The sequence below is a fragment of the Butyrivibrio sp. MB2005 genome (genome assembly GCF_000424285.1).
GTDB lineage: Bacteria > Bacillota > Clostridia > Lachnospirales > Lachnospiraceae > Butyrivibrio.
Genome location: NZ_KE384158.1, coordinates 171363 through 185134, shown reverse-complemented (window position 1 = coordinate 185134; position 13772 = coordinate 171363). Strand labels below are relative to the sequence as shown.

The window sequence follows — 13772 nt, the reverse complement described above, 5'->3', positions numbered from 1 at the left end:
TGATATTATGGTTTATTTTACAGTACCATTTTTCCTGATTGTCTGATAGGTTTCGCCCTTATCATAAAAGATTACATAAGAAGCACTGGTTCTATTGCGCTTTCCGTTTTCATCTCTGTAAGCAGTAACAGCAATCCAGTATTTTCCTTTGGGATTGAATTTCTTCTTATTGTATTTAGCGATGGTTGCCTTTTCAGTGTTCCTGTTTTTTATGGTCTTAACTTTGGTGTACTTGCCGTTCTTCTTGGTTGCAACCCAGATTTCATAGCCGTTTGCATATTTTTCTTTCCACCACTGAACTATCAGCTTCTTTTTCTTGATAGTAACAGCATAGCCATCCTCAGTTTCTTTAACTGTGGGCTGTGCAAATGACTTATAGGAATCTGAATATGCACTGTAGTACTTTGTGCCGTCATATTCAACAATAGAACGAACCTTCACATTTATATATGAGACGTCCTCTGTGTCAAACTCCATCTTCTTTTCTGTTGTATCCTTGGTATAGCCGTCATCTTCGGAATCCTTGACAGCTACTTCAAATCTGTCATATTTATCTGCGCAGTCCCATTCGATTATAAGCTTGTCAGTTCCAAGAGACCAGAATGTAGAATGAACGTTAGTAGGTGTTGGCGGGATAGTAACAGCGGTTGCATTCTTGTACTTGTCATCTAATAATGTTTCCAGAGCATCTTTTTTCGCATATTTTAAAACTATGAAGTATTTATTACCGGGCTTTAAATTTGTAAAAGTATAGGAAGTTGTGGTTACTTCAATTGCTTTACCTACAGCGCAATTAGTAGTAGCTTCGTCCTGAGTTGTGCCGTACCCAATAAAATATTTAGCTGCAGTTTGCTCTGCAGGCCAGGAAGCTGTAATGGAATCAGTGGTCGTTGCTGTGATTGTGATAGGTGTTGTGCCTTCTGCTCTGACCTGCATGTGCGGAATCAGCAAAAGAGCAAACATCAGGACCGGTAAAATCAGATACTTTAGTGCTTTCTTCATAAACTATTCTCCTTTTTTGCATGGGCAGTTTATCTGCCCTCCCTCAATAAGTAACACTTTAATTTTATGCTATTAATTTAAAGGAAAAAAGAAAATAAAGATAAACTTTTTATAACTTTATAATGCATTTATGTTCTTGCATGTTTCATGTGATAGAGATCCGAATCAGCTCTTGCAATAAGTGAAGGGATAGGAACAGGATTAGTATAATCGTATTCAGCTATTCCCACACATACGGAGAGGTTATAGGGAACATCGGCTTTATCGTTATAGAGCTTAACATTTGAGCGGATTTTTTCTGATAACCAGTTTACTTCGCCTTTGTACTCGGTCTCGGCAATTACTATGAATTCATCGCCGCCAAATCTTGAAACGAAGAATCTGTTGCGGTGCGCCTGACATGCATCCTTCATGGCATTAGCTACTCGTACGAGAGCCTTATCACCTTCAATATGACCATAGGTATCATTGATCTCCTTGAAATGATCGATATCGATGATCATCAGATACAGCGATAAGTTCGGAGATGGATTCTTCATTTTTCGAATAAGATATTTATGCATCTGATTTCTGTTATTGACCTGTGTCAGTGAATCCATGGAAATCAGATTCTCAAGCGTCGCCAGATAGATCAGCATAATGGAAAAGGTGGCACCGTAACACATAAAAGGAATATAGATAAATATTACCTGTAAGACGCCTGTTATAATAGGAATAAAAGGGAACACACCAATTGTGAGATATACGATGTGATCCATGTAGCGTCCCTGAGTAAATGCTCTGTAGAAACCCTTAATGGAAGCATACGCCATGTATCCGAGAGGAACCAGCACAAGTATTCCGTAAAGAGGTCCGTTTTTAATGTGATTGTTCTCATCAAAGTAGAAGACTATTCCTGTAAAAGATGCGGATATAATAAGTATTACGGTAATAAGAATCGGAATTGAAGAAATTAACGCACCCTTTCTTGTCAGAATAAGCTTGTCCTGCTGGAGTATCTCACAATACACAAACCAGAAATATGAACTGCATACTATAAGGACAAATGGAATGATCGAAACAACAATCATTACAGGATGAGGTATATTTACAACACCGCTGTCTAAGAATATCCATATACTGTCTGAGAAAAAATAAGTCATCAGAACGATAATAAGTCTTCTGAGAATGACAGTAGAAGTTTGCCTGTCGATTCCATGATTTATCTTATAGAGAATAAGTCCTAAAATTAAAAAGCATGCAAGATTTGCCTGAATGTAATAAAAAACTTCTGTCACAAGAATTCTCCCAAATAACGTTTAATTATTTAGAAAATATTTTAGCACGATTGGTATTTGTTTTTTAGATGACCACAAAATAATTTATACAATTTTTATGATTATTTCAGGAAAATGAAAAGATATGTAAATTTACGAAATGAAAAGATATGTGAATTAACGAAATTAAGTTTCGTAACTAACGAAAATTTTCGCAGACAAAAAGAAAAAATTTACGAAAAGACTTTTTCCATTGTACAATAATAGATACTTGAAAAAAATAGGGAGAAATTTTTTAGAAAAGAGGGTATTTATGGGACTTAAAATTGTTGAATGTAAGACGGAGTACAGGTCAAATCCGCTTGGAATTGACACTTCTTCGCCTCGTTTTTCATGGAAACTTGAAAGCGATGAGAACGATACCTTGCAAAAATCTGCGAAAGTTATCGTAAAAAATGAAAATGGAGAGATTGTATGGGATTCAGGTGAAATAGAAGATGGTAATCTTTCAGAAGTGTGCTACGAGGGAGATAGCCTTAAAGCCAAAACCTGTTACAGCTTTGATGTGACTGTTACGGATAATCATGGAAGAAGCTCAGAGAGTAAAGGAAACTTTTTTGAGACTGGCTTCATGATGGATCATGAGGATACATTTGAAGGAGCAAAGTGGATTGGACCAACAAAGTGTTCACTCAGCTCAGATGTATATGGCATATTTGGGCTTACAGCCAGATTCAGGATCCACGAGGGATCATCTGTTTTTGCTGTGGTACTCGGCAGAAACGATAAGAGAATTAAGGACAGGGAAAACTACTTTAAGTTTGAACTTGACGTAAAAGAGATTCCTGCATTGCTCAGAATTTACAGAGTTGGAATACTTCCTGAAGATACTGCGGATAAGCCTATTGTGGAGGTACCTGTTAAGGACTGCGACGATCCTGAGAAAAAGGACGTTTTGACAGAAGCTAACAGATATAAAGAGCATGAGCTTTTTCTTGATGTGAGAGGAAATGGTGCATACACAGTTCTTGACGGAAAGCGTATCGACGTATCCAAGGACAGATCATTCTTTGGAGAGATTGAGGCTCCAAGAGCACTTAATCCCATAGGAACAAATGATGTTAATACGTTCCCGAGACTTAATGAGATAGGTGTATTTGTGCCAAAGGGACAGGGAGCTGATCTCTATAGTCTTGAGGTTAAGAACCTCAGAAAGCCCTACAGCGTGGTATACAGTGATACGAACACTTATGTTTTTGATGAGAACAGAAGTGATAGGGATGAAGATTCACATATCTACGGAACAGCATCTGATGATCTTATGCTTACCAAGGATCCAAGCCACACTTCAATTCCTATGTTAAGAAAAGAGTTTGATGTAACGGATAAGAAGATTAAGAAGGCAAGACTCTATGCCACAGCAAGAGGTATTTACGAGTGCAGGATAAATGGAAGTAAAGTTACTGATACCTGGTTTAATCCCGGTGCAACTCAGTACGACAGACATCTTTACTATCAGACCTATGATATTACAGAGCAGATAAAAGAAGGAAAAAATGCCATCGGCGTAATTCTTGCATCAGGCTGGTGGAGTGATGCTCAGACCTTCGTCCTTGGTAACTATAATTACTATGGCGATAAAGAGTCCTTCCTTGGACTTATCGAGGTTACATACGAGGATGGAAGCGTAGTAAGCATTCCAACAGAAACTGATACCTGGAAATACTATGGCGAAGGTCCATACACATACGCAGGATTTTTCCATGGTGAGCATTATGATGCCACAAGAGATGAAAAGGTTAAGGGCTTCTCTGAAGCAGGTTTTGCAGATGGCGATTGGGAAAAGCCTGCCGAGATAGAGCCTACACCCATTTATCATGAAGAAACCATGTCATCAGGACCTGTAGTATGGCCCGAAGTTAATATAGATAAGACTTCCCTTATAGGACAGGTGGGAGATGGGGTTAAGGTATCCTACGAGCTTACAGCACTTTCAGTAAGCGAGGTTTCAGAGGGCGTCTATATCTATGATATGGGTGTAAACGTAGCAGGTGTTCCAAAGCTGCGACTCTATGGAGAAAAGGGAGCTACAGCTACCCTGAGATATGCAGAGCTTCTGTATCCCGATATCCCTGAGTTTACAGGTAAAGCCGGAACCATGATGGTTGAGAACCTGCGTGATGCTGATTGTACAGATCTTTATACCTTTAAGGGAGATGATAACGGCGAAGAGTATACACCGGCATTTACCTTTAGAGGTTATAGATATATAGAGATATCGGGAGTCTCAAAAAAGCCGGAGCTTTCTGATGTGAAGATGCTTGTTCTATCATCTGCTTTTGATATGACATCATCTCTTGAGACCTCAGATGAGCTTACTAACAAATTCATACAGAACGTAAGAAGATCGCAGCAGTCCAACTTTATCAGCATTCCTACAGATTGCCCTCAGAGAAATGAGAGAATGGGATGGGACGGCGATACTTCCATATTTGCAAGAACAGCAATGTTCCATGCTGACACCAGACTTTTCTATGAAAACTGGCTCATGTGTATGAGAGACCTTCAGGACAAAAACGGAAAATTCCCTGATATTGCTCCTGTTGGAGGCGGTTTTGGCGGCTATACCTATGAGAGCTCAGCTATTCATGTGACATGGGAGCTGTTCCAGCAGTACGGCGATGTGAAGGTGATTCGCGATAACTATGATGCATTAAAGCTTTACATGGACTATTCAGCAGGCTTGTGGGAGCAGGGAGACCTTGGGGGAGGCTTTACTCTTGGAGACTGGCTGGCTCCTGATGAGACGGATATTTTCCTTATCTGCCATGCATTCTATGGATATAATGCCTACACAATGGCCCGTATGGCAAAGGTTATAGAAAAAGATGCTGATGCGAAAGCATATCAGGCCCTTTACGAGCAGCTGAAGGTTTCCTTTAATGAGAAATATTTTGATAAGGAAACAGGAAAAACAAAGGATGATACCCAGTGTTCCTACGCGCTTCCTCTGTCATTTAAGATGGTTACAGATGAGATGAAGAAGCTTGTGGGCGACAGATTATCAGATGCCACAAAGAAGACAGGATATCTTGTAAAAACAGGATTCTTTGGAACAGCACCGCTTAATCCCATGCTCACTGAGACAGGTCATAGCGATGACGCATATAAGCTCATGTCTCAGAAAGGATGTCCTTCATGGCTTTATCCCGTTACCCAGGGGGCTACAAGTATTTGGGAGAGATGGGATTCCTTCACAATAGAGAATGGTTTTGGCGGTCACAACAGCATGAATTCCTTCAATCACTATTCACTTGGTGCGGTTATTGAGTGGTTCTACATGTACGCTCTTGGAATAATGAGAGATGAGGATGCACCGGGCTACAGACATTTCACGGTTAAGCCCTATATGGATAAGACATATTCTTATGTGAAGGGACACTTCACCACGCCTTACGGTGCTATCTGTGCAGGCTGGGAGCTGTCAGAAGACGGAAGCTATGTATACAGACTTACAGTTCCTGTAGGCAGCAGCGCAACAGTTATTATGCCCGGAAAAGAGCCTGTAGAAGCAGGAAGCGGTACACACGAATTTAGATAAGATGGGAGTTATTTCGAAATGAGTTCAGCAGTACTTGAATGTATAAAAGGGGAGAATGGCAACTATGTGTTGCCGTTTTTCTGGCAGCATGGCGAAGATGAGGCTGTGCTTAGAAAATATGTAAATGTAATACATGATGCCAACATTAAGGAGATGTGCCTTGAAGCAAGGCCCCATCCTGATTATGCAGGAGATGGCTGGTTCCATGATGTTGATATCATTATGGATGAAGCTAAAAAGCTTGATATGAAGCTGTGGATTTTGGATGATGCTCATTTTCCCAGCGGACAGGCAGCAGGAAAAATGGCAGATGCCGATCCGGAGCTTTGTAAACAGTTCCTTGAATATGCCTGCGTTGATGCGGCAGGACCAAAGAAGCAGGTTACGATTGATATTGCAACGGCTGCTCGTCACTACGACAGTCCATTTGCACCTGCAAGCCCCTTTGGCGGCGGTGAGAAAAGAAAGTTCGATGATGATGAACTTTTTGCTGTGATCGCATCAAGGGTTGATGGCAAAGAGGATGACATTTATCACTTAGATGACAGCCTTATCGATCTTACCGATGAAGTAAAGGATGGCATGCTTAGTTTTGATGTGCCTGCAGGTGTATGGCGTATTTTTATAATCTATGCCACAAGAAACGGCGGCGGAAGAGGGGGCTATGTTAATTTCCTCAGCAAAAAGTCCTGCCGGATTCAGATCGATGCCTGTTATGAGCCTCATTATGCTCACTATAAGGATGAGTTTGGCAAAACTATTCTTGGCTTTTTCTCAGATGAGCCTGAAATCGGTAATGTGGCAGGTTATAACGGAAGTGACGCTGCAATAGGTAACATGAATATGCCTCTTCCCTGGAGTGAGGAGATGCCCGGGGAGATGACAGAGAGGTTTGGAGCTGATTACAGAAAGCTTATCCCCGCGCTTTGGATGCCTGTTGGAAGTGATGAATTCACTGCAGATATCCGTACAGGCTTTATGGATATAGTTACAAAGCTGTGCAGCCGGAATTTTGGCGGGCAGATAGGACAGTGGTGCAGAGAGCATGGAGTTAAGTATATCGGTCACATAGTTGAAGATAACGATAACAGCACTAAGCTCGGTTCATCACAGGGACACTATTTCCGTTCACTTTGGGGACAGGACTTTGCTGGTATTGATGATATCGGAGGTCAGGTTACTGAAGGTGGTGCGGATATAAGCCATAAGGGACTTATGGGCCTTGGCGCTGACGGAGAGTTCTATCATCACGTTCTTGGAAGACTTGGAACATCCTTAGCTGATCTTGATGAGAAAAAGCATGGTGATACCATGTGCGAGATATTCGGAGCTTACGGCTGGGAAGAAGGAACAAGACTCATGAAATATGAGCTTGACCATTTCCTTGTAAGAGGTGTGAACCACTTTGTACCTCATGCATTCAGCCCCAAGGATTTCCCTGATTTTGACTGTCCGCCGCATTTTTATGCCCATGGCAAGAATCCTTTATATAAGCCCTTTGGAGAGCTTATGCTTTACCTTAACAGGGTGGCTCACCTTATTTCAGGTGGAAAGCATCTTACTGAAACAGCGGTTTTATATCATGCTGAGGCTGAATGGTCCGGAATGAAATACATGGACTGCGCAAAAGTGGCTAGAAAGCTTGATGAAGCTCAGATCGATTTTGACATTATTCCCGTGGATGCCCTTGTTTTTGGCGGAGAGTATAAGCCGGAGTTTAAAAAGGAAGGCCTTTTAATAAACGGACATCTGTTTAAGACACTGATAATTCCGGGAATGGAATTTGTTCCTGAAGATCTTTTGGCATTTGTCAAAAAGGCAAAAGATACTGACCTTGATGTAGTATTCGCAGGCTTTGGACCAGAAGGCGAAAAAGTATGCGATCTCACAGAAGTTGCTGCTATAGCAGCTAAAAATCTTACAGAAAATGCAGCTGTTACATCTGATCCTTTCAAGGATCTTAGAATATATAACTACGAAAAGAACGGCGATAAGATTTATCTTATTTCCAATGAGAATATCTGTGAGACCTTTGATGGAAAGGTTAAGCTTCCTGTATCAGGAACACCTTATCAGTATGATGCATTTAAGAACAGGATACTAACCACAAGTCACAACAAGGGAGAAGTAAATCTTACACTGCATCCCTACGAGATGGCGATAATAGTGGTTCCTGAGGATAATGCGGAGTTTGAGGCAAAAACCATAACTCTTCCTGAAGTTAACGAAAATGGAATTAAGATAGAGGGACCTTTCAAAGTGTCCTTTACAACCAACGAGGATTATCCTGACTTTAAGGATGAGATTACTGCATCAGAGCTTAGGAATGTTCTTGAAATACATCCTGATTTTTCGGGAATAGTAAGATATGAGACAAGCTTTGAAGGCAAAAAAGAAGCAGCATATCTGCACCTTGAAGATGCATTTGAAGCTGCTGAAGTCTGGGTGAACGATGAATTTGCAGGATCTGCACTCTGTCCGCCCTATGTATATGAGATTGGCGGTCTTGTTAATGACGGTACAAATACCCTCAGAATAGAAGTAAGAACTACTCTTGAGCGAATGGTACATAAAATGACAGGCGGAAGAGGATTCTTTGGCCCTGATATCAAGGCTGTTTCTCCCAGCGGTATCGTGGGAGACATCACTTATTTCTTGTGCTCTGACCGATAAGCATTGGGAGTAAGCCCTGTTGTTTTCTTAAACTGCTTACTAAAATATGATACGTTTGAAAAGCCGGTCTTGTCGGCTATTTCCTGTGAAGAAGCTGCTGTGTTTAACAGTAGCTTCTTTGCTATTGCGATTCTCTCACCATTTATGTAAGAGGATAATACTTCACCTGATTCCTTATGGAAAACATAGGAGAGGTAGTCAGGAGAAATATGAACAGCTTCAGCTATGGTGGTTCTTGAAAGATCGGTATCGTCGATATGATCTTTTATGAAAAGCTTAACCTGTTCTACAACATTCTCCTCAGGACTTTGACTCGTTAGAAGGTCAGAGGCGCTGCGAAGAAGAGAGTTGGCCCACTGAAGAAGTCCCTCGGCAGAGGTGGTGATGGTGCGGGGGTCAGTGGCGTGAGTCATCTGTGATGATACATTCATAGGGGAGCAGTTTTTCTGGACAAGCACGGTAAAGACTGCTGACATAAGACCGTAGTAAATTGACCTTAGGAGTCCTGCAGAAAAGGTTGAGTCTGTTTTCATAAGAAGACCCCTGATGTCCAGAAGTATGTCATCAGCTCTGTTCATGGAGAGAAGCTCTTCCCATTTTGCAATGTCAATCTGCTCTGAGTCCGATGCGGTTTTGGCAGATATGGAATCCATTGGCACATTTGCAATGGAGATTACCTTGTTCTCTGATGTAAGTATGTTTTTGGAGTAGTGCTCAAGGAGCTCAAAGGCATAGGGCGCTGCTGAAAGCGGTGCTCCGGAGAACAGATAGAATACGAATCTGAAACTGTTATTCTCCCTTTGCAGCTTGTCCATTGTATTTGTAAAGCAGGTATATATTTTCTTTTCAATCTCGCTGTCAACATCCGCGTAGTCACTTAAGCTTATATTTATCATGAAGCGATTTTTATCAACGGCTGTAACATAGATGCAGGAGTTAAACTGATCCTCCAGGGCGGACAGAACAGCATTGGCACTGAAAACTTCATCAATAGATTCAGCGCGAAGGTAAGCGTAGTAATAGAATATCTCTGCCATTTCTTCAGGGATGGAGTTCATTGCCATGAAGTTTGAAATGGAATCCTGATCGGCGGGAATCGTTCCGTTATATAGACATCTCCATAATTCCTGCTTTGCAGTCTGCAAGCGTTCAGTTTTTTGTTGCTGGTTTTCTTTTACCTTATTAACAGCTCTTTTCATAACTTCACGAAGGCTGTTTTCCTCAACAGGCTTGAGGATATAATCAAGAATCTGAAGAGAGATTCCTTCTCTTGCGTAGTTAAAATTGGCATGACCTGTCAGAAGAATGTTAATGGATTCATAGCCGTTATCTTTTACCCACTTAATCAGTGAGAGACCGTTTTCTCTTGGCATCTCTACATCTGAAAGCAGTATGTCCACGGTATGTTCTTCATAAACAGCTCTTGCCTGATCTGCGCTGTAGGCTGTATATATCTCGTCTATTCCAAGTGCTTCGAAATCGATGGCGTTTTTTACACCCTGCACTAAGTAAAATTCATCATCAACTATAAGTAATGTCATTTAGTCCTCCGGTAATAATCAGGATATAATTCCTTTCATTGTAGTCTTTTCATCTTTTTGCTTCTGATATTCCACATAAGGAATGTCCAGGTCAATGCGGGCACCCATGCCCGGTTCATTTGAGAGCTTCATCACAGCAGACTCATCATAATAGAGTCTGAGTCTTGATACAACATTTTTTATACCTACATGATTTCCATCTTTGTCAGCAATAAGTATGTATTGGTCATTGTTGAACTGCTCTAAGAACTCCTCAGAGAAGCCTTCTCCTGAGTCTATATGGGATATGTGAAGTCTTTTTTCATCATTTTTAAGGTAGACATTTGCACTTACTTTTACGATAAGTTCTTCTCCCATAATAAGATTGAATTTGAAGGTATTCTCCATGAACATAATGAGAATTAAAGGGAAAACTTCAGCGCTTGGTGCCATTTCGTCGATATCCTTTTCATAGGTTATACAACCCGGAAAGCGTATCTTGGTAAGCTCCACATAATTATCAAGATATTCAAGCTCTTTAGAGAGAGGTACATGCTCTGATGTGCTGAGGGTGTATCGCAGATGTTTGGAAAGAGTCTCGATCATCCTGCGGAGAATAGCTGTATTTTCCTTAGTGCCGTCTGCCAGATAAGTGATCATATTGAGGCAGTTTATAAGGAAGTGAGGAGCAACTTGCGATTTGAGGAAAAACAGCTGGAAGTTTTTCTTATGAATTCGTTCTTCATAAACATCGAGCTTAAGCTTTTGTATATGGTCCACCATACTGTTGTAGGTAGTTGCAACCTCAAGGACCTCATCACATCTTTCATCCGTTACATCTATTCTGTGATCCATATCCCCTGACATAATAGCGTTGTTCATGGATGTAAGCATTTTCATGGTTCCGCCTACAAGCTTATTAAAGAAATAGACCACTATTCCAAACACGATAAGAATGAGGATCATGAACAAAAGAGCATAGCGCCAGAAGGTGTTTACGGACTGGGATATTATCTTCATGGGTATCATGGCTGTTATGTAGTAGTCGCAGTAATCAAGCTCCTGTGTGGTCACCATATATCTTTTGGAGTCTACAGTTATCTCAGAAGATCCATTCAGAGATTTTTTTAATGGAAGCCTTAGCTGGTCCTTTTGTTCTGCAAGATTAGCTGCCATATCCTTCGCAACAGAGGAAGGACTTTCGATACTTATAACGTTACCTTCCTTGTCTGTAAAAATAATGACTGCTTCCATATCATCAAGAGATGTAAGCGATGAGGAGAGGGCGTTTAGGTCAGTCCATGCTCCAATCATACTGTTATCATACATGAAGGTTTTAACAAGGTAGGTCTTATTTTCATAATTATATGGAATCCATTTAAGACCATTGGCATCTTCGATATATCCAAGTATTTCTTCATTCTGAAACTGATTTTTTAAAAATGGCTGAAAGGTCTTTTGAGATTCAGCGGTATTACTGTACCCGACCCAGGTGTTGCTCTTTGGGAAATATGCGTACATACCCTTAATACTGGGAAAGGACCGCAGATTAAATTCAAACATCTGAGAGATGCGAAGGATGCTGCTATAATGACCATCAATGCTTTCGAGTGTTGCGGTGGTGGCAACTTCTGTGCTGTAGTTTTTAAGCTCCATAAGATAATAGTCAACACTCTTAAGGTCCTTGGAAGTTTCTTCATTATATAGGGAAAGAAGCTGGCGTACATCCTTATAGGTACGCTGCTGCATGGAGTAACTGAAAAAGGCTGAATAACCGATCAGTCCTGCCAGTGTTACCCCGAAAAGAAGGTAGAGAATCCTATATAGTCTTTTTCTAAAAGAATAGTTTTTCAAATTGTTTTTTTCTTTTTTCATAATCTAAGAAATTTACATAAACAGCTAATAAAAGTACAACATTGTAGTAACCATTATATTCTATAATTTGCATTAGGTTAAGGCAAGTTGTGTAGAAGGATGGCTTGCACTATAAGATTTAGGAATTGAAAGGGAGGTAACTATTAATGAAAAGACGGTTAATGGCTTTACTTTTAACTGGCGTAATGACTTGTGGAATGCTCGCAGGTTGTGGCGGTGGAGCCGCAGAGAGTACCGGTGCTGATGAGGCTGTAGAAGAGACAGCTGATGAAGCAGGAGAGGCTACTGAGTCCGATGGCGCTGCTGAAGCAGCTGACAGTGCTGAAGCAGATGCAGCTATTCAGGAGAGAAAGGATTCAGGCGAGACACCCACAGTTGTAATCGCATACATGAACTTCGCAGGATCACCTGCAGGTATCGACAGAGTAGCATCAAAGCTTTCTGAGATCACAGAGGAGAAGCTCGGTGTTAAGGTTGAGCTTCAGATTATGGATGCAGCTTCATATTCACAGAACATGAACCTTATGCTTGCATCCGGTGAGCAGGTTGACCTGTTCAATGCAGTTTCAGTTGGATTTATGCCTTGTGTAAACAAGGGTTACACACTTGATCTTGAGGAAGATGACCTTATCCAGAAATATGGTCAGGGAATCCTCAGCGCATTCAGAGAGGATGAGATCAACGGATGCCGTGTAAGCGGAACATTATATGGAACACCTGTAAAGAAGGATGATGCAGCCGGTAAATTTGGCATTTCAATCCCTAAAGCTCTTCTTGATGAGATCGGTTTCGATTACGCATCTCTTTACAAGGATGGCGAGGAATGTATCTATACTGATTTCGATACAATTGAGGATATCTTAGGTAAGCTTCACGAGGCTCATCCCGAGAAGACAACATTCTACATGGATACCTCTTCAGTTGTGAGCCAGTGTCTTGCAATCGATATCCCTTCAGATGTATTCGGTGTACTTCTTGATCCTGTAAACAGCCTTGAGGTTGGTGATCTTTTCACAAGCGATCAGTACAAAGAGCTCTGCTCAAGAATGTATGACTGGAACCAGAGAGGATGGATCTCACCTGACGCTATCACAGAGACAACAGCTACAACAGTTCAGGTTAAGTCCGGAAGCCTTATGGCTTACAAGACAGCTACAAAGCCCGGCATCAAGCAGCAGGAGTCAAACCTTTGCGGCGAAGAGATGATCATCTTCCAGCTTGGTCCTGATTTCAAGGGCTCTAGTGCATACAACACAATGCCTTGGTGCATCAACCAGAACACAGATGATCCGGTTGCTGCAATGCAGGTTCTCAATCTCCTTTACTCAGATCCCGAAGCTTCAACAATCATCTGCTGGGGTGAAGAAGGAAAAGAGTGGAAAGAGACAGACGATGGACACATCACATATGCTGATGGTATCGATGCAAACAGTTCAGAGTACTTCAACAACGTTAACTGGGAAATGCCCAACCAGTTCATCGCTAAGATCTGGGAAGGTAATGAGCTTACAATCTGGGATAGAATGCAGGACTTCAACGACAACGCTACAGCAAGTAAGGCTATGGGCTTCACCTATGATAACAGCGATTACTCAGCAGAGTACACAGCTCTTGCAAACGTTTACTCAGAATATCAGTCACAGCTTGAGCTTGGATTCCTTGATCCTGAAGTAGGTATTCCTGAACTTGAGAGCAGACTTAAGGAAGCAGGTCTTGATGATTATATTGCAGCTAAGCAGGCAGCTCTTGATGAGTGGGCAGCAGCAAATGGTGTTCAGTAATAAGTAATAAATTTGAGAAGGTAATTTAGTATATAAAACGCCATCTCGGATTAAAGAATATTCT

General features: G+C 41.3%; 7 protein-coding genes. 3 read left to right on the top strand and 4 right to left on the bottom strand.

Annotated features, from left to right (window positions below):
- Window positions 1–12: 12 nt before the first annotated feature.
- Window positions 13–1002, bottom strand: a complete 990-nt coding sequence (locus tag G610_RS0117395; protein ID WP_026525789.1) for a fibronectin type III domain-containing protein — start codon at window positions 1000–1002, stop codon at window positions 13–15.
- A gap of 128 nt (window positions 1003–1130) precedes the next feature.
- Window positions 1131–2279: a GGDEF domain-containing protein gene (locus G610_RS22465; protein WP_051198098.1), complete on the bottom strand. Its 1149-nt coding sequence runs from the start codon at window positions 2277–2279 to the stop codon at window positions 1131–1133.
- A 292-nt stretch (window positions 2280–2571) separates the two neighbouring features.
- Here G610_RS22465 and G610_RS21510 point away from each other — a divergent pair, with 292 nt between their 5' ends.
- Window positions 2572–5859, top strand: a complete 3288-nt coding sequence (locus G610_RS21510; RefSeq protein WP_035797890.1) for an alpha-L-rhamnosidase — start codon at window positions 2572–2574, stop codon at window positions 5857–5859.
- 18 nt (window positions 5860–5877) lie between these two features.
- On the top strand, window positions 5878–8532 hold the full coding sequence (locus tag G610_RS0117380) for a hypothetical protein (protein ID WP_026525788.1): 2655 nt from the start codon (window positions 5878–5880) through the stop codon (window positions 8530–8532).
- Here the strand turns inward: G610_RS0117380 and G610_RS0117375 are convergent.
- Both G610_RS0117375 and G610_RS0117370 read right to left on the bottom strand, forming a co-directional pair.
- Window positions 8508–10073 (bottom strand): response regulator transcription factor, encoded by a 1566-nt coding sequence (locus tag G610_RS0117375; protein WP_026525787.1) that lies wholly within the window; start codon window positions 10071–10073, stop codon window positions 8508–8510. The two genes, G610_RS0117380 and G610_RS0117375, sit on opposite strands and share 25 nt — an antisense overlap.
- A gap of 18 nt (window positions 10074–10091) precedes the next feature.
- Window positions 10092–11906, bottom strand: coding sequence for a sensor histidine kinase (locus G610_RS0117370; protein ID WP_026525786.1), 1815 nt, complete (start codon window positions 11904–11906; stop codon window positions 10092–10094).
- A 167-nt stretch (window positions 11907–12073) separates the two neighbouring features.
- Between G610_RS0117370 and G610_RS0117365 the strand changes: the two genes are divergently transcribed.
- Window positions 12074–13708 (top strand): ABC transporter substrate-binding protein, encoded by a 1635-nt coding sequence (locus G610_RS0117365; protein WP_081667584.1) that lies wholly within the window; start codon window positions 12074–12076, stop codon window positions 13706–13708.
- Window positions 13709–13772: the final 64 nt, after the last annotated feature.

Coding starts and splice junctions, on each gene's coding strand:
- G610_RS0117365 (WP_081667584.1), top strand. CDS start 12,074: ATGAAAAGACGGTTAATGGCTTTACTTTTAACTGGCGTAATGACTTGT.
- G610_RS0117395 (WP_026525789.1), bottom strand. CDS start 1,002: ATGAAGAAAGCACTAAAGTATCTGATTTTACCGGTCCTGATGTTTGCT.
- G610_RS21510 (WP_035797890.1), top strand. CDS start 2,572: ATGGGACTTAAAATTGTTGAATGTAAGACGGAGTACAGGTCAAATCCG.
- G610_RS0117375 (WP_026525787.1), bottom strand. CDS start 10,073: ATGACATTACTTATAGTTGATGATGAATTTTACTTAGTGCAGGGTGTA.
- G610_RS0117380 (WP_026525788.1), top strand. CDS start 5,878: ATGAGTTCAGCAGTACTTGAATGTATAAAAGGGGAGAATGGCAACTAT.